Annotated in this window: 21 protein-coding genes and 1 pseudogene; 14 read left to right on the forward strand and 8 right to left on the reverse strand. The window is 65.8% G+C overall.

Features of this window, described 5'->3' with window-relative positions; genetic code table 11:
* Positions 1-5: 5 nt before the first annotated feature.
* The 4 genes from LRC39_RS12640 (at position 6) to LRC39_RS12655 (ending at position 2,557) form a co-directional block, all read left to right on the forward strand.
* On the forward strand, positions 6-1,106 hold the full coding sequence (locus LRC39_RS12640) for an NAD(P)/FAD-dependent oxidoreductase (protein ID WP_346294546.1): 1,101 nt from the start codon (positions 6-8) through the stop codon (positions 1,104-1,106).
* Positions 1,103-1,576 carry a RidA family protein gene (locus LRC39_RS12645; RefSeq protein WP_346294547.1) on the forward strand — a complete coding sequence of 158 codons (474 nt, stop codon included), beginning with the start codon at positions 1,103-1,105 and terminating at the stop codon, positions 1,574-1,576. The genes LRC39_RS12640 and LRC39_RS12645 overlap by 4 nt, the downstream gene beginning before the upstream one ends.
* Before the next feature lie 85 nt (positions 1,577-1,661).
* Complete coding sequence (locus tag LRC39_RS12650; RefSeq protein WP_346294548.1) at positions 1,662-1,943, forward strand: hypothetical protein; 282 nt, start codon at positions 1,662-1,664, stop codon at positions 1,941-1,943.
* A gap of 107 nt (positions 1,944-2,050) precedes the next feature.
* Positions 2,051-2,557, forward strand: a complete 507-nt coding sequence (locus tag LRC39_RS12655; protein WP_346294549.1) for a TfoX/Sxy family protein — start codon at positions 2,051-2,053, stop codon at positions 2,555-2,557.
* A gap of 8 nt (positions 2,558-2,565) precedes the next feature.
* Here the strand turns inward: LRC39_RS12655 and LRC39_RS12660 are convergent, their stop codons facing one another.
* The 3 genes from LRC39_RS12660 to LRC39_RS12670 form a co-directional block, all read right to left on the reverse strand.
* Positions 2,566-3,600 (reverse strand): GGDEF domain-containing protein, encoded by a 1,035-nt coding sequence (locus tag LRC39_RS12660; protein WP_205502741.1) that lies wholly within the window; start codon positions 3,598-3,600, stop codon positions 2,566-2,568.
* A gap of 140 nt (positions 3,601-3,740) precedes the next feature.
* On the reverse strand, positions 3,741-5,150 hold the full coding sequence (locus LRC39_RS12665; protein WP_107355578.1) for a DEAD/DEAH box helicase: 1,410 nt from the start codon (positions 5,148-5,150) through the stop codon (positions 3,741-3,743).
* Positions 5,151-5,422: 272 nt separating this feature from the next.
* The gene (locus tag LRC39_RS12670; protein WP_346294550.1) at positions 5,423-6,385 is read right to left on the reverse strand and encodes an AraC family transcriptional regulator; all 963 of its coding nucleotides are present in this window, start codon (positions 6,383-6,385) and stop codon (positions 5,423-5,425) included.
* Positions 6,386-6,766: 381 nt separating this feature from the next.
* Between LRC39_RS12670 and LRC39_RS12675 the strand changes: the two are divergent.
* Together LRC39_RS12675 and LRC39_RS12680 are read left to right on the forward strand one after the other, a co-directional pair.
* Positions 6,767-8,451: pseudogene (locus LRC39_RS12675) on the forward strand (methyl-accepting chemotaxis protein).
* Between the two features lie 175 nt (positions 8,452-8,626).
* Complete coding sequence (locus LRC39_RS12680) at positions 8,627-10,132, forward strand: caspase family protein (RefSeq protein WP_346294551.1); 1,506 nt, start codon at positions 8,627-8,629, stop codon at positions 10,130-10,132.
* 52 nt (positions 10,133-10,184) lie between these two features.
* Here the strand turns inward: LRC39_RS12680 and LRC39_RS12685 are convergent, their stop codons facing one another.
* Positions 10,185-11,021, reverse strand: a complete 837-nt coding sequence (locus tag LRC39_RS12685) for a helix-turn-helix transcriptional regulator (RefSeq protein WP_346294552.1) — start codon at positions 11,019-11,021, stop codon at positions 10,185-10,187.
* 98 nt (positions 11,022-11,119) lie between these two features.
* Between LRC39_RS12685 and LRC39_RS12690 the strand changes: the two genes are divergently transcribed.
* On the forward strand, positions 11,120-12,025 hold the full coding sequence (locus LRC39_RS12690; RefSeq protein WP_346294553.1) for an SDR family oxidoreductase: 906 nt from the start codon (positions 11,120-11,122) through the stop codon (positions 12,023-12,025).
* Positions 12,026-12,058: 33 nt separating this feature from the next.
* Here the strand turns inward: LRC39_RS12690 and LRC39_RS12695 are convergent, their stop codons facing one another.
* Positions 12,059-12,247 (reverse strand): hypothetical protein, encoded by a 189-nt coding sequence (locus LRC39_RS12695; protein ID WP_042441071.1) that lies wholly within the window; start codon positions 12,245-12,247, stop codon positions 12,059-12,061.
* Between the two features lie 57 nt (positions 12,248-12,304).
* Positions 12,305-12,781: a hypothetical protein gene (locus LRC39_RS12700; protein WP_346294554.1), complete on the reverse strand. Its 477-nt coding sequence runs from the start codon at positions 12,779-12,781 to the stop codon at positions 12,305-12,307.
* Between LRC39_RS12700 and LRC39_RS12705 the strand changes: the two genes are divergently transcribed.
* Positions 12,756-13,244 (forward strand): HigA family addiction module antitoxin, encoded by a 489-nt coding sequence (locus LRC39_RS12705; protein WP_346294555.1) that lies wholly within the window; start codon positions 12,756-12,758, stop codon positions 13,242-13,244. The two genes, LRC39_RS12700 and LRC39_RS12705, sit on opposite strands and share 26 nt — an antisense overlap.
* Before the next feature lie 12 nt (positions 13,245-13,256).
* On the opposite strand, the gene parE is transcribed toward LRC39_RS12705, so the two are convergent.
* Positions 13,257-15,308: a DNA topoisomerase IV subunit B gene (gene parE / locus LRC39_RS12710; RefSeq protein WP_107344412.1), complete on the reverse strand. Its 2,052-nt coding sequence runs from the start codon at positions 15,306-15,308 to the stop codon at positions 13,257-13,259.
* 453 nt (positions 15,309-15,761) lie between these two features.
* Here parE and LRC39_RS12715 point away from each other — a divergent pair, with 453 nt between their 5' ends.
* Positions 15,762-16,292, forward strand: a complete 531-nt coding sequence (locus tag LRC39_RS12715) for a DedA family protein (protein WP_107344413.1) — start codon at positions 15,762-15,764, stop codon at positions 16,290-16,292.
* A gap of 98 nt (positions 16,293-16,390) precedes the next feature.
* Positions 16,391-17,380 (forward strand): MBL fold metallo-hydrolase, encoded by a 990-nt coding sequence (locus LRC39_RS12720; protein ID WP_346294556.1) that lies wholly within the window; start codon positions 16,391-16,393, stop codon positions 17,378-17,380.
* Between the two features lie 103 nt (positions 17,381-17,483).
* On the opposite strand, the gene LRC39_RS12725 is transcribed toward LRC39_RS12720, so the two are convergent.
* Positions 17,484-18,029, reverse strand: a complete 546-nt coding sequence (locus tag LRC39_RS12725) for a DUF2087 domain-containing protein (RefSeq protein ID WP_346294557.1) — start codon at positions 18,027-18,029, stop codon at positions 17,484-17,486.
* A 450-nt stretch (positions 18,030-18,479) separates the two neighbouring features.
* Here LRC39_RS12725 and LRC39_RS12730 point away from each other — a divergent pair, with 450 nt between their 5' ends.
* The 4 genes from LRC39_RS12730 to LRC39_RS12745 all read left to right on the forward strand — a co-directional run bounded on the left by LRC39_RS12730 (position 18,480) and on the right by LRC39_RS12745 (position 22,874).
* Positions 18,480-19,145 carry an FMN-binding negative transcriptional regulator gene (locus LRC39_RS12730; protein WP_346294558.1) on the forward strand — a complete coding sequence of 222 codons (666 nt, stop codon included), beginning with the start codon at positions 18,480-18,482 and terminating at the stop codon, positions 19,143-19,145.
* Between the two features lie 14 nt (positions 19,146-19,159).
* Positions 19,160-20,155, forward strand: a complete 996-nt coding sequence (argC, locus tag LRC39_RS12735) for an N-acetyl-gamma-glutamyl-phosphate reductase (RefSeq protein ID WP_346294559.1) — start codon at positions 19,160-19,162, stop codon at positions 20,153-20,155.
* A 69-nt stretch (positions 20,156-20,224) separates the two neighbouring features.
* Complete coding sequence (locus LRC39_RS12740; protein ID WP_346294560.1) at positions 20,225-20,824, forward strand: class I SAM-dependent methyltransferase; 600 nt, start codon at positions 20,225-20,227, stop codon at positions 20,822-20,824.
* Between the two features lie 253 nt (positions 20,825-21,077).
* Entirely contained in the window at positions 21,078-22,874 is a 1,797-nt protein-coding gene (locus LRC39_RS12745) for a B12-binding domain-containing radical SAM protein (RefSeq protein WP_346294561.1), read from the forward strand.
* Positions 22,875-23,009 lie beyond the last annotated feature (135 nt).

Below are 23,009 nucleotides of genomic sequence, written 5' to 3' on the forward strand. Positions count from 1 at the left end.
TCTCGATGGGCCGGATCGCCGTGATCGGCGCAGGGGTGGCGGCGCTTGCCGCCGCCCGCAGCCTGGTGCTGGCCGGGCGACGCCCGCTGCTGATCGCGCCGGATCGCGAGGTGATCAGCCGCGGCGAGACGTTGTCACCGGCCGCTGCCGCATTGCTCGCGCGGCTGCAATGGGCCGACCTGCTCGACGCCGAAAGCGCGCTGCCGAGTGAAGGCAGGTTTTCGGTGTGGGGCGATGGGACCTTGCGGCGGGCCGCGCAAGGCGAGGGTGCCTGGCACCTCGATCGCGCCAGCTTCGAGCGGCAGATGCGGACCAAGCTGAATAACGATGCGATCGAGTGCCATCCGATCATCGTCACGATGCTGGTGCATCACTGCGATGGAGTCGTGCTCGAACTCGGCGATGGCCGCGTCGTGTTCGCCGACGCGGCCATCGACTGCAGCGGCCGCGCCGCGTTGTCGTCGGGAACGGTAGCGGGGCGCCGCCGCACCGACCGGCTGGTCGCCGTGTGGCGCGTGCTCGACCTGCCGGACGATACCGAGCCTGCCGCGGCGACATTGATCGAAGCGGTGGCGCTGGGCTGGTGGTACATGGCCCCACTGCCGGGCCACCGCATGATGCTCGGCCTGTTCACCGACACCGATTTGTTGCCGCCCGGCGCCGCGCAGGATGGCACCATCTGGACCGGCCTGGCCGCGTCGACGTTCGCGATCGCCCCGCGGCTGCGGAGTCTCGGCCTCGATGCCACGGCAGCAGGTGCGCCGCCCCAGGTCGCGCCCGCCGCCACCGTCACGGCCAGCCGCTTGATCGAGGGGCGCATCCTGCGCGCCGGTGATGCAGCGGCCGCGCTTGATCCGCTCGGCGCCAACGGTCTCGCCACCGCGCTGTGGAGCGGCATGGCGGCCGCAGAGGCGACGCTGACGCTGACCGACGGCGATCCCGAGCGGGCCGACGCCTATGAGCGCGATTACTTGCAAGGCATCGCGCAGCACCTCGTTACCCAGCAGGCGATGTACGCCGCCGAGCCGCGCTTCGCCGACGCGCCGTTCTGGCAGCGCCGCCGCACTGTCGCATCGTCCCACCCTAACCAGGAGATCTCGCCATGAACGCCTCTCTGCGCACGCTCTTTGCTGCTGCCGCCCTTGCTATCACCTTGCCGGCAGTGGCTTCCGCCGAAACCAGCGCGGTGAAGATCATCGCGCCGACCGACAAGACGATCACACCGAGCGGCACCTGGAGCATCGGCGCCCGCGCCGGCGACTTCGTGTTCATCGGCGGGATGCGCGGCACCGACCGCGTCACCGGCAAGATGGTCGACGGCGACGAGGCGCGGATCAGGCGGATGTTCGACAACATGCTGGCGGCGGCTGAAGCGGCCGGCGCCACCAAGGCCGACGCGGTGCGGCTGACCGTGTTCGTGACCGACGTTGCCAAGTACCGACCGGTGGTCAACAAGGTGCAGAAGGACATCTGGGGCGACGGCCCGTATCCGCCGCGCACCGTGCTGCAGGTGCCGGCGCTCGACCAGGGCGACATTGCCGAAATCGACGGCACGTTCTACGCACCGGCGAAGTAAGACCGCCGGCCTCCGGGCTCTCATCTGAACCGGTGCGGGCCATCGCGCGACTGGAAGGAAGCACGTTTTCCTTTCGGAGGCGCCGATGGCCCGGCCGCATTTTGCTCTCATGTCTCTCTTGTTGGCGAGTAGTGTCTCGCTATCTGTTTTTGCGTTCAGTTTGCCGGCCCGCGCTCAGAGTGAGGACGCGGCGCAGACATGCCAGCAGCCGATCACGTCAGTCGAGACAAGCCTCGCAGCATGCACGGCGGCGATCGACTCCAGCGACAGAGATGGCGCGGTCGCTGACTTTCAGCAGGCCGTGAAGCTCAGCCCGCAGTTCAAGGAAGCGGTCGAGCGGCTGCAGGAACTCGGCGTCAAGATGTAGCCGCGCGGAGTGCTGCGAGCGAATGCCTTCGCGTTCGAGGTGTTTATTGCTATCCTGGGAAATCGCACCGGCGGCGCAGCTCGCCGCAACTTAGCTACGAGCCAGCCATGGATCGTGAGTTCCTCGCCGATCTGTTCGCGCCACTCGGTCCGGTAACGATCCGGCGGATGTTCTCGGGCTTCGGGATCTCGGCTGACGGCGTCACGTTTGCGCTGGTGATCCGCGATGCGATCTATCTGCGCACCGATGCCGACGGTGCGGCGCGGTTCGAGGCCGAGGGCAGCCGGCCGTTTCGCTACGACACCCGCACCAAGACGGTGACGGTCGGCTCATACTGGCTGCTGCCGGAGCGGCTGCTCGACGATCCGGACGAGCTCGCGCAATGGGCCCGCACCGCCCACGCCGCCGCCGAGCGCGCCGCGCTCAGCAAAGCGTCGAAGACGCGGCGTGGGACCAAGAAGAAGGCCACGGCTGATAGCAGCAAGGCGCCGAAGCTAACCAAGCCGGCCAGCGCTCAACGGAAGGTCAAGACAGTTGCGAAGGCAGCAGGTCGGGCCAAGACCGCGAAGACCACAAAGGCTCCTGCGGCGAAGCGCGGTCGGGCGGCGCGCTGACGGCGGCGTCAGGCGACGGCGGCCTGGGTGACGCCGGAGAATTCCGGATCGGTCTCGCAGATCACGCGGTTGCGGCCGTTGCGCTTGGCGGCGTAGAGGCAGGCGTCGGCGCGTTCGATCAGCGCTTCGGCATCGTCGTTCGGCTTCAGCGTCGACACGCCGGCCGACAGCGTCACCCGGCCGAGAATCTCGCCGGTCGACTTCTTCTTCAGCTCCTTCGACATCACCAGCCGGCGGATGTTGTCCGCGACGATGATCGCTTGGCGCATCGGCGTGTTCGGCAGCACCACGGCGAACTCCTCGCCGCCATAGCGCGCGGTGAAGTCCTGGCCCTTGATGCTCTGCTTCAGCGTCAGGCCGACGAGCCGCAGCACCTGGTCGCCGGTGAGATGGCCGTAGGTGTCGTTGAACGACTTGAAGTGATCGATGTCCATCATCAGTAGCGACAGCGGCTGCTGGCTGGTGCCGGCGTTGCGGATCGCTTCTTGGACGGTGCGGTCGAACAGCTTGCGGTTGCCAAGGCCGGTGAGGGGATCGGTGAGGCTCTCGGCGCGGATCGCATCGAGGCTGACCTGGAGATTGGCGATCTCCTGCTTGGAGGTCGACAGCCGCTCTTCCAGCGCGCTGTTGGCCTGCTGCATCTCGCGGGTGGTGACGACCAGCCGCTCGACGATCGCCTTGATCTGGTCGTGGTCGGTCGCCAGCGACAGCTTCTGGCTTTCGCCGCGCAGATCGTCGCCGAAGCTGGCGGTGCTGCCGAGGGTCTCGGCGAGCAGCGCCATGATGTCGTCGATCTCGTTGGCGACGCGGGCGCCGATCCGGTCGATCCGGTCGGTGGTGCGGCCGTGCGACAGATAAGTATCGTGCAACTGGTCGAGGTCGGCGTCGGTGAGGCTGCCGCGCTCCGCCAGCGTGTCGTTGATCGCCTTGTTCAGCTCGGGATTGTAGCCGGTCGCGTAGACGTACCAGATCTCGTAATTGCGCGGGACGGCGCCTTGGCGGAGGGTCTTGATCTGGGAGAGGGCCACCTCGGCATAGGCCATGGTGCGGTCATGGTCGTCCTGCTTAGCGGCCACCAGCCACCCTCCGATCCGGCGTTTCTCAACGCATCGCCCTGAAACGGCGTGAACCTAAGGTCGTTGGGTGAAGGCGTGGTTAAACGCCTTCAGGTTCCCGGCGCAGGTCAGCCGCGCGCACGCACGGGGCGCAACAAGAACGCCGGCAGGTGCGAGTGATCGCCAGCTTCAGACGACGTGTCGCGGGCCGGCGGCGCCGAGCCGAAGGAGGCGTGGGGGGTGGGGGCAGGTGCGGTGCTTGCGGGGCTGCGGGGCTCGCGGCGCGGTTTGCGCTCGCGCTGTTCGCGCGGCTCGCGGCGCGGTTCGCGCTGGCGGCCTTCCGGCGCGGCGCGGCGGGAGCGTGACGGACGCTCGGTCTCGGCCTCGGGGCTGACAGCCTCGCTCTCGACCGACGGCCCGACCTCGGCGCGCGGGATCGCCTGGCCGATCAGCTTTTCGACCGCGGCCATCGACTTCTGGTCGGACGGCGCCACGATCGTCACCGCAGTACCGGTGCGGCCGGCGCGGCCGGTGCGGCCGATCCGGTGGACGTAATCATCGGGGTGATGCGGAACATCGAAGTTGAAGACGTGGCTCACTTCAGGAATATCGAGGCCGCGGGCGGCGACGTCGGAAGCGACCAGGATCGGCAGATCACCCTTGCGGAAGGCTTCCAGCGCGGCCATGCGCGCGGTCTGGTCCATGTCGCCGTGCAGCGCGCCGACGCTGAAGCCGTGACGCTGCAGCGACTTCGCCAGCAGCGCCACCTCGCGCTTGCGGTTGCAGAAGATGATCGCGTTCTTGAGGTCGGTGGCGCCGCGGATCAGCCGGCGCAGCGTCTCGCGCTTCTCGTGCGGCTCGCGGCCGCAAGGAACCTGCGACTGGGTCACGGTCACTGCGGTCGAGGCCGGCTTGCTGACTTCGACCTTTTCGGGATTGTGCAGGAAGGTCTCGGTGATGCGCCGGATTTCATTCGGCATCGTCGCGGTGAAGAACAGGGTCTGGCGGGTGAACGGGACCAGCTTGCAGATCCGCTCGATGTCCGGGATGAAGCCCATGTCGAGCATCCGGTCGGCTTCGTCGATGATCAGCATCTCGACGCCGGTGAGCAGCAGGCCGCCGCGTTCGGTGTGGTCGAGCAGGCGGCCCGGGGTGGCGATCAGCACGTCGACGCCGCGGGTGAGCTTGAGGTCCTGATCACCGAACGAGACGCCGCCGATCAGCAGGGCGACGTTGAGTTTCTGGCCGGCGCCGTATTTGTCGAACTGCTCTTTGACCTGGGCGGCGAGTTCGCGGGTCGGCTCGAGGATCAGGGTTCGCGGCATCCGGGCCCGGGCGCGGCCCTTTTCCAGCATCGTCAGCATCGGCAGCACGAAGGCTGCTGTCTTGCCGGTGCCGGTCTGGGCGATGCCGAGGACGTCCTTGCGGGCGAGGACGTGGGGGATCGCCTGCTGTTGAATGGGAGTGGGCGAAACGTAACCGGCGGCGGCGACGGCGGCTTGGACTTTCTCGGAAAGTCCCAGATTGGAAAAAGACATCGAGCCTCTGTTGTCGGGGCGCGGCCTGGTTCTAACACCATCGGCCGGAACTCGGGGGTCACGCCACTTAATCGAACCGCCGCATGGATTCTGCGAAATCTCTGTCGCGCTCAACCCCGGAGCGGCTAGCAATCGTGCACGGGGAAGTCGGATCGCGGACAGGCGGCTGAATCTGGGTATTACTTGACGCAATACCGGGCCGCATCACGGGCGGAACATAGGCCGGAATCGGCCAAAGTCAATGCGCCGGCGCATGAAACGGCTGAAATAGCTTAATGTTTTTGCGTCTCGGGGCCCCGATCGGGGCGGCAGCGGCGCAGCGTTTCGGTCGGCGATTCCCCGAACGCGTCCCGGTAGTCCTGAGCGAACCGGCTTGGGTTGGCGAAGCCGCAGCGGAGCGCGACGCCGATCAGCGTCGTCGCGGCGCCGGTCTCCAGCAGCTGTTTGGCGTGATTGAGCTTGGCGCGCTTTACGTAGGCCGACGGCGAGTAGCCGCGATGCTTGAGGAAGGCGCGGGTGAGGGTGGAGATGCTGACGCCGGCAATCCGCGCCACGTCCTCGACGCTGATGTCTTCGTCGCGGTGGCTCTCGACGTAGTGCTCCGCCGTCCGCACGTAGCGCGGCACGTCGTCGCTCACCGCGTTGGCATTCTCCAGCAGGTGGCCAAGATTGTGCCGGCTGCAATACAGCAGCGCCGTGATGCAGGACTGCTCCAGATGGAGCAGCACGTTCTTCGGCCACACCGAGTAGCTGGAGTCGAGCCGCGAGGCGAGCAGCGTCGTCAGTTCTCTGAAGCCGAGATAGCGCGGCTCGTCGTTGCAGATCGTGGGCTCGAACAGGATCGGCTGCCGCGGCTTGAAGCCGACCAGCGACGAGACGGTCCGTTCCAGCACCCGCTGCGGCATTCGCAGCAATAATTGCCGCGAGTTCTGTCCGAATTCGAGCTGGGCGCTCATCCCCGGCGAACAAATACAAGCTGCGCCTTGCGACAGTTCGACGCGGCGATTGCCGCTGGTGAGCAGCGCATCGCCCTCCAGGCAGAGATGCACTACGGCGATCTCGCGCTCGGGGATCAGCAGCCGGGTCGCACCGGAACTGTGAACGAAATACAAGCCGATATGCGGCAGCTCGGCGAGGTTGGTCCGCATGAAGAAGTCGCTGGGATTCGCGGCGATCATGTCGACGCCGTAGCGCCGCAGGATGTCTCTCGCTTCAACCGGATCGTGGCTCCGCACCAGCGGAAAATCCTGCAGTAACTCTTGATCCGACCCTGAAACGATGCCTTCCAAATTCATCTGACGCTCACGCTAACTCCAGTGGATGGTCTGGTTATTTCGACCGTTGTGACAGCTTTGTCGACCCGTCTCCCGGTTTTGTCCTAACTGACCGAATTTGTACTTACTCGCGCTTAGCAGCCTGCTGATACGGACGATGATCGATGTTGCGTGTTCGAGGCACCACCGTCGGCGAGTCTCTTGATCAATTTTCGCATCACACGACCAAGTCGTGATGCAATGAGTTTATCGGAAGCCTACGCCGTCGGCGCTAACAACATCGGCCAATGCTCGAACGTATGGTGCGACGGGTCGGCACATTAAGGGTTGGGGGTACCTGCCATGCAGCTTTCGAACGTCAAATTGCTCTACAAGATCATCGGGTGTTTCTTATTGCTCAGTGTCGTCGTCGGCTTCGGAGTCTGGTTCGCCGCTTCGAAGATGGAGGAGATCAACCGGACCTACGCGTCGATGCTCGAAAACGAAGTGCAGGGCATGAAAGCGAACTTCCGCGCCAACGCCCGCCTGTTCAATTTCGGACGGATGTCATGGCGGATCATCGCCGAAACCGATCCGGCGGAAATGCAGAAGCTCAGCCGGGAGATTACGGCCAATCATAAGGAATTCAGCGATTTCATCGCGCAGGCGAAAAAAGGCCTGCCGCAATTTGCCGCGGACTTCGATCGGATCGATCGGATGTTCGACGACATGATGACGAAGGAATACCCCCGCTCGAGCAGGCCACAATGGCCAACAACAACGAGCTCGCGGTCCGTCTGGCCAAGGATATCGCCAAACACAATCAAGCCGTGCGGGACGCTCAGTTTGCAATCAGCAATAAGCTCGATAAGGAGCTGAGCGATCGCTCGCACACGGCGTCGGCCGATGTCGCCAGCACCATCAAGCTGACGGTTCTGCTGGTCGGCGGCGGCTTCCTCGCCGTGCTGGCGCTTGCCTTTGCGATCGTGCAGTTCGGCATCGCCCGTCCGATCGGCCGGCTGGTCGGCGATCTGCAGGCAATGGCGCGAGGCCAGGACGTCGAGGTCTCGGGGACCGAACGCGGCGACGAAATCGGCCAGACCGCCAATGCGGTCAACAGCATCAAGCTGATGCTCGCCGAGAAGGCCCGGCAGGAGGCCGCGGGCAAGGCCGAGCAGGACCGCATCATTGCGGTCCAGCGCAAGCAGGAGATGGAGAAGCTCGCGCATCAGTTCGAGGCCGCGGTCGGTGAAGTGATCCGCGCGGTGTCGTCCGCCTCGACCGAACTGGAAGCGTCGGCGACGACGCTGACCTCGAGCGCGCAGCGTGCGCAGGAAGTCACCACGTCGGTCGCGGCGGCTTCCGAGCAGGCCTCGGCGAACGTCCAGTCGGTGGCGTCGGCGACCGAGGAGATGGCCTCGTCGGTCACCGAGATCAGCCGGCAGGTTCAGGACTCCGCGCGCATCGCCCATGAGGCGGTGACTCAGGCGCAACGTACCAACGAACGCGTCGGCGATCTGTCGCAGGCGGCGACGCGGATCGGCGATGTGGTCGAACTGATCAACACCATCGCCGGCCAGACCAATCTGCTGGCGCTCAACGCGACCATCGAAGCGGCGCGCGCCGGCGAGGCGGGGCGTGGCTTTGCGGTGGTGGCGGCGGAAGTGAAGGCGCTCGCCGAGCAGACCGCCAAGGCGACCGGCGAGATCAGTCAGCACATCGGCGGCATCCAGGCTGCGACGCATGAATCGGTGAACGCGATCCGCGAGATCGGCGCCACGATTTCGAAGATGTCGGAGATTGCGTCGACCATCGCCTCGGCGGTGGAAGAGCAGGGCGCCGCGACGCAGGAGATCTCGCGCAACGTTCAGCAGGCCGCGCAAGGTACGCAGCAGGTCTCTGCAAGCGTGGTCGACGTGCAGCGCGGCGCCAACGAGACCGGCTCGGCATCGACGCAGGTGTTGGCGGCGGCGCAGTCGCTCGCCAATGACAGCAACCGGCTGAGGATGGAAGTCGGCAAGTTCCTCGAGACGGTCCGCGCGGCGTAAGCGTCGCGGCTCTTCCGCGGACAACCAGTTGCCCCGGGTGCGGACTGCCAAAGCCCGCACCACCCGGCCGGATCGTGGCCGCCATTGACGTCCTTTTCGGTTGAACCGTGCTCGGGTTCTGACCGACTATGGCGCAGGCGGACGCGATCCGGCCGCTTCGTTTTGAGGGACTGGAATGCGATCGATCGGAAGGGCCGGCACGCGGCACGGAGCTGCGCTACTTGCGGCCGTCACCTGCGTGGTTGCGCTGCTGGTCGCCGGCCCCGCATCGGCTGCGAAGCGGGTCGCGCTGGTGATCGGCAACGACGATTACCGCAACGTCCCCAGGCTGCAGAAGGCAGTCAACGACGCCCGCACGATTGGCGACGCGCTGAAGACCCTCGGCTTCCAGGTGATGGTGGCCGAGAACCAAACTCGCGCTGCGTTCAGCCAAAGCCTGCTGGCGTTCGACACCACGATCGAACCCGGCGACACCGCGTTCTTTTTCTATGCAGGCCATGGCTTCGAGATCGCGGGGCAGAACTACCTGCTGCCGATCGACGTGCCGGCCGCCACCGAGGGCCAGGAAGAACTGGTGCGTGACGCCTCGATCATGGCGGATCGCATCATCGACCGGCTGCAGAACCGCGGCGCGCGCACCGCGATCCTGGTGCTCGACGCCTGCCGCAACAATCCGTTCGAACGCCGCGGCGTGCGCGCACTGGCGGGGCGCGGCGGGCTTGCGCCGATGACGACGCTGCCTGAAGGCGTATTTTCGATTTTCTCGGCCGGTCCGCGGCAGACCGCGCTCGACCGGTTGTCCGATAACGACAGCAATCCAAACTCGGTGTTCACCCGGGTGTTCGTGAAGCAGTTGCTCGATCCCGGCGACAACCTGGTGCAGGTGGCGCAGCGCACCCGGCGCGCCGTCAGCGAGATGGCCGATACCATCGGCCACAAACAGGTCCCGGTGTATTTCGACCAGATGGTCGACGACGTCTTCCTGAACGGTCGGCCGCAGCCGAGCGCCGCCGCGACGGAGCCTTCGCAGAAGGTCGCCGCACTGCCGCCAGTCGCGCCGCTGAAGCCGCCGGCCTCGGAGACGCTGAACGCGCCGATCGCCAGCTTCTCCCGGCACAACGGCGGATGGACGGTGTCGTTCTCGATTGCCGATCCGACGCTCGGCATCTCGTGGCGGATGGGCGAGGGCGCATTCCGCGAAACCGGCTTCATGGATGCGCTCGATCCGCGCACCCGCAAGCGGATGCCGAACCCGTCGATCCAGCTTCCCGCGGACGCGCCTGCCGGCACCATCGAGCTGCGCTACATCGATGCGCAGGGCGAGATGCAAGGACCGTTTCCGATCAAGTTCGAACCGGAGGCGGCGCTGATCCGCGATCAGCGCAAAATCCTCGACATGACTGCGACGAGCTGGCTGTCGTTCCGCGAGTACAATGGCCTGCTCGTGTACTACACGCACCTGATGTCGTATCGCTGCGCGATCCGTGAAGTCCGGATCGGGATCGACAGTGCGGTGCCGGACAAGGTGCTGAAGATGCCGCCCTGCGACATGCGCGATCCGATCGCGATTCCGAGCAGCGCGCAGCCCTATCTGAAGCTGGCGCCGAACGTGCAATCGGTGTCGGTCGAGCTGACCTACCGCGACGGCAGCGTGTCGGAGATCAAGACGTTCCGCCGCTGAGGCTCGTGTCGCAGCGATCGGCTGGGGGCTCGGCTGGAGTAGCACTGGTCCGTCATGAGGCGCCCTTCGCCTCGATCAGTGCACGAACGCGCTCGGCCACCTGCGGCGAGGCAGGATTATAGACGATCATGCCGAGCTCGGGGCGCCCCTCGACCGCGAAGGACGAGAACTCCAGGTCCAGACGACCGGCCTCTGGGTGTTTGATGCACTTGACGCCTTCGCCATGCGCGACGACGTCGTTGTCCTGCCACAGCGCGGCGAATTCGGTGCTGAGCCGGCACAGCTCATCCACCAGCCGGGAGACCTCTTCAGTACCGGCGGCGCCGGCGCGGGCCACGTCGGCACGGAACGCGCCGACGACAAAGCGCGCCACGCTGCTCCAGTCCTCCTGCCGGGCTCGCTTGCGCGCATTGCCGAACAGCAGGCGCAGGATGTTGCGTTGCTCGCGCGGCAGCTTGCTGTAGTCCGTCAGCAGTGCCGCGGCGGCCTTGTTCCAGCCGACGACGTCCCAGGTTGCGGTCTTGATAATCGCCGGACTGAGCGGCATCGCATCCAGCACCCGCTGCAATCGCGGCGAGATGCCGTCGGCGGGCGTGTATCGCACTTCCGGCGGCCGGCCGAGGCCGAGCATGAACAGATGTTCCCGCTCGGGTTCGGTCAGCATCAGGCCCTTGGCGATGCGATCAAGCACCGCGGCCGACGGCGCGCCGCCGCGGCCCTGTTCGAGCCACGTGTACCAAGTGGGGCTGATATTGGCGCGCTGCGCCACTTCCTCGCGCCGCAGTCCAAGCGTGCGGCGCCGGCCGACGGCGAAACCGAGCGCGGCCGGGTCGAGGCGGGTCCGGCGGCTGCGCAAATAGGAACCCAGCGCGTTCTGATCAGGAGTCACGTCTGATCCTGTTGATTGTTATACTAGGATAATGTCACGGCTTTAACAGGTTTAGACATACCGCCAGATTTGCCGCCGAACAAACTCGGAGGTGTCTGATGCGTGTCTTCCTCACTGGTGCGACCGGCTTCGTCGGCTCGCACGTCCTCAAAGAACTGCTTGCCGCGGGCCATCAGGTGACCGGGCTGACCCGCTCCGATGCGGGCGAGCGTTGGCTGGCTCAGGCAGGCGCCAGCGTTCATCGCGGCAAATTGGAAGATGCCGGCAGTCTCGCGCGCGGGGCCGAGCAGGCGGATGCCGTGATCCACACGGCGTTTGATCACACCTTCTCGCGCTATCTTGAGAATTGCGCCAAGGACGCGCGCGTGATCAGCGCGATGGCGGAGGTGCTGAAGGGCTCGGACCGGCCGCTGATTATTACGTCGGCGACCGGCATCGGCTCCCCCGGGGCCGGTTTGCCGGCCGTGGAGGAGGTGGTCGACTGGGCTCACGCTTTGCCGCGGATCGCCAGCGAGCGCGCCGGCCGGGAGGCCGCCGACAAGGGCGTCTCGGTAGCGGTGGTGCGGCTGCCGCAGGTGCACGACACCGAAAAGCAGGGGCTGATCTCGCCTCTGATCGACATCGGCAGGGCCAAGGGCGTGTCGGCCTATGTGGGCGACGGCAGCAACCTTTGGTCGGCTGTCCATATCGACGATGCCGCGCGCCTGTATCGGCTTGCTCTCGAACATCACCAGGCTGGCGCCCGCTATCATGCTGTCGCCGAGGAAGGCGTCAGTATGCGCCGGATCGCCGAGACGATCGGCGCAGGTCTCGGCGTTCCGGTGGCCGCGTTGCAGGCGGACGAGGCGGTCGGTCACTTCGGCTGGCTGGCGCCGTTCATGGCGATGGACATGCGGGCGTCGAGCGCCGCAACGCGTAGCCGGTTGAACTGGACACCGACCGGCCCCGACCTGCTCACCGATCTAAAGGCGATGGACTATCGCAAGCTGCGCACAGCGAGCTGACCATCGTGAGGCGGCCGCTTGCCGCGTGCCGTCTCACGCCTTGCGCGAAATGAAGATCAGCAGCAGCCCGCCGAATGCGGTCGAGGCGCCGTACCACATCCATTGCGACTGGTTGATCATGAAACTCTGAGCCGGCCATTGAATGAGGCCGGCGCCTTGGCCGGTCCAGACCAGCCCCACGAGCAGGGCGATGACGCCGATGACGAGAAACAATGTGCGCATGGACGAATTAGGCACGGTTTGGCCGACCGGCACAAGACCCGCGAAGGTCGACCTGGACTAGCCGCCACTGAGCGAGCGGCTGATGCGGGTGACGATCGGATCCCAGCGGCGCTTCTCGGCCGCGGGATAGTTGATCAGCACGCAGTGCATCACGCCCGCCGCTCGATTGCAGCGATTGTACCAGATGCGATCGTTACGGATGCTGGAGACGACGAAGAACCGCGGGGTGACGCGGCGATAGATGATGCCCGACGGCGGCTTGCGCGCCGCCAGAAAGGCGGCCGGGGAGGCGCCATCGGGATTGGGCACCGCCTGCACGGTGAGATCGGCACGACCGTCGGCCAAGACGAACCGCCGGCCGGGGCCGTCCGGCGCCGGCCCGCCGTCCTCACTGAAGATCGCGCGCGGCACGTCGGCGGCCGCCGAACCCGCGGCGACGTTGTAGCGCTGCCAGTCGAGCGCGCGGGGCTGGGCGTTGGTCAGGTCAGGGACCAGGACGATTGCGACGGTGATCAGAAGCGCGGGTGGTGTCATCAGCGGTCTCCGGCAATCGCTGCAAACGCCGCTGCGCCGTCAAGGTTGCGAAGGCAAAAGGTCAGGGAGCCTGCCGCAGCTTCGCCAACCGCTCAAGCCGAGCGGCGTGAATGGCTTGAGCCTTGCCGTTAGTCGTGTTGAGATTGTCGATCACAAAAGGCGAGAAGAGACGAGCATGCCGCCGGTCTCGCATCCAGGCCGAATGCTAAAACGCGAGCTTGCGGCGCGGAAACTCAGCGCCAACCGGCTGGCGCTGGACATCGGCGTTCCGTCTGGATGGATCACCGACATTCTCAACGGTCGTCGGTCGATGACTGCGGATACCGCGGTGCGGTTGGGTCGTTATTTCGGAAATGCTCCGCAGTTCTGGTTCGATCTGCAGAGCCAGTACGACATCGCCGTCATCGAGCGTGACAAGGGCGCGGAGATCGACCGTCAGGTGCGGCCGGCGGACGCCGCCTGACCGATCGAGTCCTCACACGTCCAGCAGCTCGTCGCTGGCGAACTCGGCCTTTTCGGAGATGAAGGCGAACCGGGCTTCCGCCTTGGTGCCCATCAGCCGCTCGACCGAGTTGGCGGTGCCGTCGCGGTCGTCCGGGAGCAGCACGACGCGCAGCAGCGTGCGCTTGGCCGGATCCATCGTGGTCTCTTTGAGCTGCGCCGGCATCATCTCGCCGAGGCCTTTGAAGCGGCCGACATCGACCTTGGCGTTGGCGTTGAATTCCTTCCGCAGCAGCTCTTCCTTGTGGGCGTCGTCGCGGGCGTAAACCGTCTTGGCGCCATGGGTCAGCCGGTACAGCGGCGGCACGGCGAGATAGAGGTGGCCCTCGTCGATCAGCTTCGGCATCTGCCGGTAGAAGAAGGTGATCAGCAGCGAGGCGATGTGGGCGCCGTCGACGTCGGCGTCGGTCATGATGATGATGCGCGAATAGCGCAGGTCTTCCTCGCGGTAGTTCACCCCGGTGCTGACACCGAGCGCCTGGATCAGGTCCGACAACTGGGCGTTGGCCACCACCTTGTCCTTGCCGGCGGAGGCGACGTTGAGGATCTTGCCGCGCAGCGGCAGCACCGCCTGGGTCGAGCGGTCGCGCGCCTGCTTGGCGCTGCCGCCGGCCGAGTCGCCTTCGACGATGAACAGCTCGGAGCCTTCGGCCGCGGTCGAGGTGCAGTCCGCCAGCTTGCCCGGCAGCCGCAGCTTCTTCACCGCGGTCTTGCGCGAGATTTCCTTTTCCTGGCGGCGGCGCAGCCGCTCCTCGGCGCGCTCGATCACGAAGTCGAGCAGCTTCGTGGCCTGCACAGGGTTGCCGGACAGCCAATGGTCGAACGGATCCTTGATCGCCTGTTCGACGATCTTCTGCGCCTCGGCGGTGGCGAGGCGGTCCTTGGTCTGGCCCTGGAATTCGGGCTCGCGCACGAACACCGACAGCATCACCGCGGCACCGACCATCACGTCTTCCGAGGTGATCGACGAGGCGCGCTTGCCCTGGCCGGCGCGCTCGGCGTGGTCCTTGAGGCCGCGGAGCAGGGCGCTGCGCAGGCCGGATTCGTGAGTGCCGCCGTCGGGCGTGGGCACGGTGTTGCAGTACGACGACAGGAAGCCGTCGGCATCGGCCGTCCAGGCGACCGCCCATTCGCAGGCGCCGTGCGCGCCGTTGCGGCCGGACTTGCCGGCGAAGATGTCCGGATGCACCAGTGTGTCGTTGTGGATCGCCGCGCCGAGGAAGTCCTTCAGGCCGCCGGGGAAGTGAAACTCGTCCTCGGCCGGGACGTCCTCGATGCCTTTGAGCAGTTCGGGATCGCACTTCCAGCGGATCTTCACGCCGCCGAACAGATACGCCTTCGACCGCGCCATCTTGAACAGACGTTGCGGCTTGAACGCGGCTTTGGCGCCGAAGATCTCGGTGTCGGGCTTGAAGCGGACGCGGGTGCCGCGGCGGTTGTTGACCTTGCCGAGGTCCTCGAGCTTGCCTTTGGGATGGCCACGCTCGAACACCATGCGGCTGAGCTGCTGATTGCGCGCCACCTCGACTTCAAGACGCGACGACAACGCATTGACGACGCTGACGCCGACGCCGTGCAGACCGCCCGAGGTCTCGTACACCTTGCTGTCGAATTTGCCGCCGGCGTGCAGCGTGCACATGATCACTTCGAGCGCCGACTTCTTCGGAAATTTCGGATGCGGATCAACGGGAATGCCGCGTCCGTTATCGGAGACGGTGAGGAAGCCGTCGGCCGACAGCTCGACCTCGATGAAGGTGGCGTAGCCCGCCAGCGCTTCGTCCATCGAGTTGTCGATCACTTCGGCGAACAGATGGTGCAGCGCCTTTTCGTCGGTGCCGCCGATATACATGCCGGGCCGGCGCCGGACCGGCTCCAGCCCCTCCAGCACCTCGATGTCCGCAGCGGTATAACCATCCTCGGCGCCGCTCGGCTTCGCCGCCGCCTTGGGCGCGGCGGGCTTCGGCGCAGCCCCGAAAAGGTCGCTGGCTGATTTCGATTTCGAGCTTGCCTTCAATGCCTTGGCCATGAGTCCTGGAGTCTGTTCTGATGTCGTGCGAACGGCCGAAGCCGTACGAATCGCTGTGTTGCACTATGCCATGGAAGGGCTACGGGTGTGACGCTGGGTCGAGACCCGGCCAGCGCAGGGCGCCGACAGGGGCTGCAGGCCGGGCGGATGCACGAGAATGTGCACCTGCAAACCGGTGCCGACCGACTACCGGGAGGCCATATAGGCTCCTCGGGCAGGGTTGAATAGAGCCGACGCGCCTCGGGACCCTGCGTTGCAGCGATACCTTAACCGGCAATGGCTTGCGCCGGATCAATCTTCCGGGCTGAGGCGCGAGGTCGCGCCGGCTGGCCGCATTGCGGCCATGCCGGTCTGGTCGGGAGGGCGTGTCGCATGTTGGACCGGCCATGGTCCGTGCTATTGCGACAGCCATATGAAAGGTCGCGTCGGGGGACGGCGGCCACCTGAAAGACAATGGAAGCCTATATCCACGACATCGCCGAGTTCGTGCGCCAGCATCAGGCGTGGGCCGCACCCGTCGTCCTGGCGCTGGCCTTTGGCGAGTCGCTCGCCTTCATTTCGCTGCTGATCCCGGCCTGGGGCGCCCTGGTTGCGATCGGGGCGCTGATCGGCGTCTCCGGCCTCAGCTTCTGGCCGGTATGGATCGCCGGCGGCGTCGGCGCTGCGCTCGGCGACTGGGTCTCATATTGGTTCGGCTACCGCTACAAGGACAACGTCGCCCAGATCTGGCCGCTGTCGAAGTATCCCGGGCTGCTGCGGCGGGGCGAGGATTTCGTCCGCAAATGGGGCGTGCCGAGCATCTTCATCGGCCGGTTCTTCGGGCCGCTGCGCGCCTCGGTGCCGCTGGCGGCCGGCATCTTCGAGATGCCGTTCTGGCCGTTCCAGATCGCCAATGTGGTGTCGGCGCTGGTGTGGTCGGCGGTGCTGCTGCTATTCGGCGACGGCCTATCGATCGGACTCGGCTGGATCCTGCGGTCGGTCTGACGGTCCCGATCAAATGCGCGTCATGACGTGATCGCGCCATGAAACGCGCCATGAGTTGCGGCTTAGACTGCGCCGCAAATCACCAGCGAGGACACGCCATGGATCTGACCCGACGTCACGCCCTCACTGCGACTGCCGCGCTTGCGGCGGTACCGCTGCTGCGCAGTGCGCCCGCCCACGCCGCGGCGCCGGTCGCCGACAAGCAGGCGCCGAGCTACTATCGCTACCGGGTCGGCGACGCCCAGGTGAACGTGGTGTCCGACGGCATCAGTACCTTTCCGCTGGCCGACGGCTTCGTGCTCAACGCCATGAAGGACGATGTCGGCGAGGCGCTGGAAGCGGCGTTCCTGCCGAAGGACAAGGTCTCGATCCATTTCGCGCCGCTGGTGATCAACACCGGCGGCAAGCTGGTGGTGCTCGACACCGGCAACGGCCCCGGCGCGTTCGCGTCGAGCAAGGGCAATGTCGGCCAGTTCGCCAGCAACATGGCGGCCGCGGGGTTCGATCCGAAGGCGGTCGACCTGGTGGTGATCTCGCATTTCCACGGCGACCATATCAACGGCCTGCTCGATGCGTCGGGTCAGCCGGCGTTTCCGAACGCCGAGGTGCTGGTCCCGGCCGCGGAGTGGAAATACTTCATGGACGACGGCGAGATGAGCCGGGCGCCGGCGGGCCGGATGCAGAGCGTATTCCAGACCGCGCGAAAAGTGTTCGACACCGGGCTCAACAAGAAGGTCACGCCCTACGAGTGGGGTAAGGACGTCGCGCCGGGCCTACTGGCGGTCGAGACCCGCGGCCACACCCCGGGCCACACCTCGTTCGTGCTGTCGTCCGGCGCCGACAAGGTGTTCATCCAGTCCGACGTCACTAACGTGCCGGCGCTGTTCGTCACCCATCCGGGCTGGCACCTGATGTTCGATCAGGATCCGGCGATGGCCGAGACCACCCGCCGCAAGACCTACGACATGCTCGCCGCCGAGAAGATGCGGGTGCAGGGCTTCCACTTCCCGTTCCCGGCGATGGGCCACGTCGAAAAGACCGCCGACGGCTACCGGCTGGTGCCGTCGCCGTGGAATCCGGTGATCTGAGATCGTTCCCGAGACTTGAGAATCTCGTCGTTGTTTTGTCGCGGAGCCTGTGCCCGGACGGCGCCGAACGCCGATCCGGGTGCTGCTCGCAAGGACCGAGCGCTCAGGCTGCGAGCCGCGGGGCGAGGTGGCGGATCAGTGCCACGGCTTCCGGCGGCGGCTTCTGCTCGACCCGGCGATACACCCGGCCGTCCCGGGTGCGGGTCATCAGGCCGTAGTCGCACATCATGCGTCGCAGCAGCGCGTGATCGCCGAAGCCGTGATGGGCGAGCAGCAGCTCGTTGAGCTGTTTCTCGCTGAGCTCGCGGCCCGCTGGCACGCGCGACCACATCACCCACAGGCAGAGCAGGCGATGGCTGGCCTTCTTCGGCCATCGTGTCAGCACGCCGCTCGTATCGAAGTAGCGCGTCGCCTGCGCGACCTTCTGCAGATCGGGGGCCGGCTCCGGTTCGGGCTGGCGTTGCAGCATGTCCTCGGCGTCGAATTGGGCGCGAAAATGCTGGAAGTTGCGATAGCCGGCCGAGCGCGCCAGCAGGTTCAGCATCTCGACGTGGCCGAGCTTGTGGCCCTGGGCGTCGAGCTCGCGATTGAGCGCACGCGCCAGCGCGGACACATCCTGGGTAGCGAACGGGAAAGCAGTTCTGGTCATGACCTCATCCTCGATCGTGCCGAACGATGAATGTCGTTGGTCGCTGACTTACGACGGCGGCACGGGATAAGTGTCTGCCGATCAAGGAAACAGGCAGGTTTAGCTTCCCCGAGGGGACAGCGACGCCTTGGTGAACTGCCGACCAGTGCGCGGGGAAATACAGCCCACCAGCGCGATTTGCAAGCTGTGCGTGCGGCAGCGCCGTCATGAGCGAGCGAGAGATCTGCGCCCGTGATGGGTTGACCTGGTACGTAACCGCTCCTATCAACGCGCTATGCTCAACGCGCTCACCACCGCCAAAGCCCGCCGCCGCATTCCCGCGGCATGGGTTGACGCGCGCGTCTGACAGCGTCGTCCCTGCCGCCGGTTACGGTCCGCGGCAGGTGAGCTTCAAATCCCCCTTACGCGCATCGATCCGGCGGCTCCCGTTCAAACCAGGAGCTTATCGCCATGTATGCGCCACCTCAGTTCAAGCCCGACCGGTCCGCCTGCCTTGCGTTCGCGGCGGCGCGCGGTTTCGGCCTCGCTTGCGCCCATGACGCCGCCGGGCCGATCGCTTCGCCGCTGCCGTTCGCGATCCAATATGCCAGCGACGGCACCCCGCTGTTGTCGTTCCACATCGCGCGCAACAACCCGCTGGCGCGCTGCGCCGACGCCCGCACCCCATGGCTGATGGCAGTGACCGCCGGTCATGCCTATGTGTCGGCCGACTGGTACGCATCGCCGGACCAGGTCCCGACCTGGCTGTATCGCAGCGTGCAACTGACCGGCCCGGCGGCGGTGATGTCGGCCAGCGAACTGGATGCGCAGCTCGACGACGTCAGCGCCGTGTTCGAGACCGCGCTGGCGCCGAAGCCGCCGTGGACCATGGCCAAGATGGCGGCCGGGCGGCGCAATGCGATGAAGCAGGCGATTGTCGGGGTGATGATGCGGGTGGATTCGGTGGCGGGCAGCTTCAAGCTCAACCAGCACAAGTCCGACGCCGATCACGTTGCGATCGCCACCGCGCTGGCGCGTCAACCCGACGCCGGCTCGCAGGAAATCGCGGCCGAGATGGTCGCGCTGCGGCCGCATCTGGATTACACCGTGCCGGCACTCGCCGGCGAACCCGCTTGATCAAGGAGCTTCACATGACCCTGACCGACAGCACCCTCCCAGGCCAGGCGAAGGCTGCGAGCGGCAAGCCGGTGGTGTTCATCGACGGCGCTGCCGGGACCACGGGCCTCGGCATCCGCGAGCGGCTGGCCCGCCACGGCCAGGTCACCATGAAGGACATCCCCGACGACAAGCGCAAGGATCCCGGCGCCAAGCGCGCGCTGATGGCCGAAGTCGATCTCGTCATCCTGTGCCTGCCGGACGATGCCGCCAAGGAGACGGTGGCGTTGATCGACGACCTGGGCGCGGCGGGCCCGAAGGTGCTCGACGCCTCGACCGCGTTCCGGGTCGCCCCGGACTGGGTCTATGGCTTTGCCGAATTGGCGCCGGACCAGGCCGACAAGATCCGCGCCGCCAAGAAGGTGGCCAATCCCGGCTGCTACCCGACCGGTGGCATCGCGCTGCTGCGGCCGCTGGTCGACGCCGGCCTGCTGCCGGCCGACTATCCGGTGACGATCAACGCCGTCAGCGGCTATTCCGGCGGCGGCAAATCGATGATCGCGGCCTACGAGGCCGGCACCGCGCCGGCGTTCGAGCTGTATGGCCTCGGCTTCGCGCACAAGCATCTGCCCGAAACCCAGAAGTACTCGGCCCTGTCGCGGCGGCCGATCTTCATTCCTTCGGTCGGTAACTTCCGTCAGGGTATGCTGGTATCGGTGCCGCTGCATCTCGATACGCTGCCGGGCAAGCCCGCGGTCGCCGACCTGCATGCCGCGCTGGCGCAGCGCTATGCCGGCAGCACCTATGTGTCGGTGCCGCCGCTCGATGCTGCGCCGTACGCGGGCGGCCGGATCGAGCCGGAAGCGCTGAACGACACCAATCAGCTCGAACTCTACGTGTTCGGCAGCGACACGTACCGCCAGGCGGTGCTGGTGGCGCGGCTCGACAATCTCGGCAAGGGCGCCTCCGGTGCCGCCGTGCAGAACATGCGGCTGATGCTCGGCTTGCCTGATACCGGCGGGGTCGATTAGCCGCCTCGCTTTGCTGTGGAGTGGCTCCCGTCCTCTCGGTCGGGAGCCACATCATTTTTGGAACCTGACATGACTCAAGCTTTCGACGACGACACGCTGCGGTTCTACCGCGGCAATGCCACCGCTTACGCCGAGCGTCAGCCGCGGAGCGCGACGCTGACCAAATTTCTGGGTGAACTGCCGGCGGGCGCCAAGATCCTCGAGCTCGGCTGCGGGGCCGGCTACCAGGCCGAAGCGATGCTCGCGGCCGGCTTCGATGTGGATGCGACCGACGGCTCCCCGGAACTCGCGGCGGAAGCCGCGCGCCGGCTCGGGCGACCGGTTCGCACCATGCTGTTCCATGAGCTCGACGCGATCGACGCTTACGACGCTGTTTGGGCTCACGCCTGTCTGCTGCACGTGCCGCGCGATGAGCTTGCCGACGTGCTGAAACTGATCTGGCGGGCGCTGAAGCCCGGCGGACTGTTCTATGCCAGCTACAAGTCCGGCGACAGCGAGGGGCGGGACAAGCTCGCGCGCTACTACAATTACCCGTCCGAGGAGTGGCTTCGTGGGCGTTATGCGGAAGCTGGCACCTGGGCATCGGTCGCGGTCGAGACCAGCGAAGGCAAGGGGTTCGACCAGGAACTTGCTCAGTTCCTTCATGTAACGGCACGGAAGCCGGAGTGACTGCTTACCGTCACTGAGTTCCGGGCGACTGTGCAAAGTGAGACACAGTGTTGCTGTTGCGTCTCACCAAGTCGGCCACTGTTCAGTTAGCGCACGCTTAGTACCAAGGCTGCAGCATATGCGATTAGCTTGCAGTGATAATTGAGTGAGTTGTGCCGGGCGTCCTTGCCAGCGCCCGGCGACCTGAGCCAAGCTCTAAGCGGGAGGCCGAAGGCGGGATCGCTTTCGGCTGCGAGAGCAGGTGAGGGCGGCAATGGCGAGTGTGCAACCGGCGGCGCGGCCGTCGAAGCGGTTCCAGATCGCACTGATCAAACCGTCGCATTACGATGACGACGGCTACGTCATTCAGTGGTTCAGGTCCTTCATCCCCTCAAACTCACTGGCGGTGGTTTACAGCCTGGTAGAGGACGCCCGGCAGCGCCGCGCGTTGGGCGACGTCGAGATCGACATTACCGCTGCTGACGAGATCAACACCCGGACGCGTATTCCGCAGATCATCGAGCGGTTCCGGGCCCAAGACTTCTTCGGGCTGGTGTTCATCGTCGGGGTGCAGTCCAATCAGTTCCCGCGCGCGATGGATATCGCCCGTCCGCTGCGGGCTGCCGGCGTGCCGGTGGCGGTCGGCGGCTTCCACGTCTCCGGCTGCATCGCGATGCTCCCCGGGATCCAGCCCGATCTGCAGGAGGCGCTCGACCTCGGCGTCACCCTGTATGCCGGCGAGCTCGAAGGTCGCTGCGACGAGCTGCTGCGTGACGCCGCCAGCGGCGCGCTGAAGCCTCTGTACAACTACCTGAACGACCTGCCGTGCCTGGAGGGCGTGCCGACGCCGGTGCTGCCGCGCAAATTCCTCAAGGGTACGTTCAGCCTGCAGACCTCGTTCGATGCCGGCCGCGGCTGTCCGTATCAGTGCTCGTTCTGCACCATCATCAACGTCCAGGGCCGCAAATCGCGCGGCCGCAGCGCCGATGATATCGAGCGCTTGGTGCGCGCCAACATGGCGCAGGGCGTCAACTGGTTCTTCATGACCGACGACAATTTCGCCCGCAACAAGGACTGGGAGGTGATCCTCGATCGGCTCGCCGCGCTGCGCCGCGAATTTGCTGCGACCGGGCAGAAGGACATCAAGCTGGTCATCCAGGTCGACACGCTGTGCCACAAGATTGATGGCTTCATCGAGAAAGCGCGAGCTGCGGGCGTGGTCCGTACATTCCTCGGATTGGAGAGTATCAACCCGCAAAATCTTGCTTCGGCGAAGAAGCGTCAGAACAAGATCACCGAATATCGGCAGATGCTGCTGGCCTGGAAGAAGGCTGGGGTGATCACTTATGCGGGCTATATCCTCGGCTTCCCGCACGACACGCCGGAGAGCATCGCCGAAGATATTGCGATCATCCAGAAGGAGCTGCCGCTCGACATCCTCGAGTTCTTCTGCCTGACGCCGTTGCCGGGCTCCGAAGATCACCAGCGCCTGTTCAATCAGGGCGTGGCGATGGACAGCGATCTCAACCGGTTCGACATCGAACATGTGGTCACGCCACATCCGAAAATGAGCCGGGAGGAGTGGCAGGGCGCGTATCTCAAGGCCTGGGAGCTGTACTATTCGGCCGAGCACATCGAACGGATGATGCGCCGCGCTGCCGCGACCGGTGTCGGTGTGTCACGGCTGGCGTCGATGATCTTCCTGTTCTCGTCGATGGTCCGGATCGAGAAGGTGCACCCGCTGCAGGGTGGCATCATCCGGCTGAAATATCGGCTGGACCGCCGCCCGTCGCTGCCGGTCGAGCCGGCGCTGGTGTTCTATCCGAAGCTGATCGCCGAGGGGGCCCGCAAGCTGGTGCAGAACGTCCGGCACTGGTTCTGGATCGACGGCCTGCGCCGCAAGATCCGCAGCGACCCGAACCGGATGAGCTATACCGACACCGCGATCACCCCGGTCGGAGACCACGAGGTCGAAGAGCTGGAGCTGTTCACCCACACCCAGGCCGCCCAGGACGCCGTGGAGCATATCCGCAAGATCAACCAGCTCACCCACGCCAAATCGGTGGCGTAGGCGGCCGCTGCTTGTCTCCGTCATTCCGGGGCGTGCGCCAGCGCGAACCCGGAATCTCGCGGTTATCGCAAGCAAGATGCCGCAAGGTGTGCGGCGGGCGCCATGACAAGCACGTCGAGATTCCGGGTTCGCGAG

It is taken from the genome of Rhodopseudomonas sp. P1, assembly GCF_039642825.1.
Lineage (GTDB): Bacteria > Pseudomonadota > Alphaproteobacteria > Rhizobiales > Xanthobacteraceae > Rhodopseudomonas > Rhodopseudomonas palustris_H.

What these genes read in the sequence shown, in the direction of transcription:
- LRC39_RS12640 (WP_346294546.1), top strand. Translation starts at nt 6, where the DNA reads ATGGGCCGGATCGCCGTGATCGGCGCAGGGGTGGCGGCGCTTGCCGCC.
- LRC39_RS12645 (WP_346294547.1), top strand. Translation starts at nt 1,103, where the DNA reads ATGAACGCCTCTCTGCGCACGCTCTTTGCTGCTGCCGCCCTTGCTATC.
- LRC39_RS12650 (WP_346294548.1), top strand. Translation starts at nt 1,662, where the DNA reads ATGGCCCGGCCGCATTTTGCTCTCATGTCTCTCTTGTTGGCGAGTAGT.
- LRC39_RS12655 (WP_346294549.1), top strand. Translation starts at nt 2,051, where the DNA reads ATGGATCGTGAGTTCCTCGCCGATCTGTTCGCGCCACTCGGTCCGGTA.
- LRC39_RS12660 (WP_205502741.1), bottom strand. Translation starts at nt 3,600, where the DNA reads ATGGCCTATGCCGAGGTGGCCCTCTCCCAGATCAAGACCCTCCGCCAA.
- LRC39_RS12665 (WP_107355578.1), bottom strand. Translation starts at nt 5,150, where the DNA reads ATGTCTTTTTCCAATCTGGGACTTTCCGAGAAAGTCCAAGCCGCCGTC.
- LRC39_RS12680 (WP_346294551.1), top strand. Translation starts at nt 8,627, where the DNA reads ATGCGATCGATCGGAAGGGCCGGCACGCGGCACGGAGCTGCGCTACTT.
- LRC39_RS12690 (WP_346294553.1), top strand. Translation starts at nt 11,120, where the DNA reads ATGCGTGTCTTCCTCACTGGTGCGACCGGCTTCGTCGGCTCGCACGTC.
- LRC39_RS12695 (WP_042441071.1), bottom strand. Translation starts at nt 12,247, where the DNA reads ATGCGCACATTGTTTCTCGTCATCGGCGTCATCGCCCTGCTCGTGGGG.
- LRC39_RS12700 (WP_346294554.1), bottom strand. Translation starts at nt 12,781, where the DNA reads ATGACACCACCCGCGCTTCTGATCACCGTCGCAATCGTCCTGGTCCCT.
- parE (WP_107344412.1), bottom strand. Translation starts at nt 15,308, where the DNA reads ATGGCCAAGGCATTGAAGGCAAGCTCGAAATCGAAATCAGCCAGCGAC.
- LRC39_RS12715 (WP_107344413.1), top strand. Translation starts at nt 15,762, where the DNA reads ATGGAAGCCTATATCCACGACATCGCCGAGTTCGTGCGCCAGCATCAG.
- LRC39_RS12720 (WP_346294556.1), top strand. Translation starts at nt 16,391, where the DNA reads ATGGATCTGACCCGACGTCACGCCCTCACTGCGACTGCCGCGCTTGCG.
- LRC39_RS12725 (WP_346294557.1), bottom strand. Translation starts at nt 18,029, where the DNA reads ATGACCAGAACTGCTTTCCCGTTCGCTACCCAGGATGTGTCCGCGCTG.
- LRC39_RS12730 (WP_346294558.1), top strand. Translation starts at nt 18,480, where the DNA reads ATGTATGCGCCACCTCAGTTCAAGCCCGACCGGTCCGCCTGCCTTGCG.
- argC (WP_346294559.1), top strand. Translation starts at nt 19,160, where the DNA reads ATGACCCTGACCGACAGCACCCTCCCAGGCCAGGCGAAGGCTGCGAGC.
- LRC39_RS12740 (WP_346294560.1), top strand. Translation starts at nt 20,225, where the DNA reads ATGACTCAAGCTTTCGACGACGACACGCTGCGGTTCTACCGCGGCAAT.
- LRC39_RS12745 (WP_346294561.1), top strand. Translation starts at nt 21,078, where the DNA reads ATGGCGAGTGTGCAACCGGCGGCGCGGCCGTCGAAGCGGTTCCAGATC.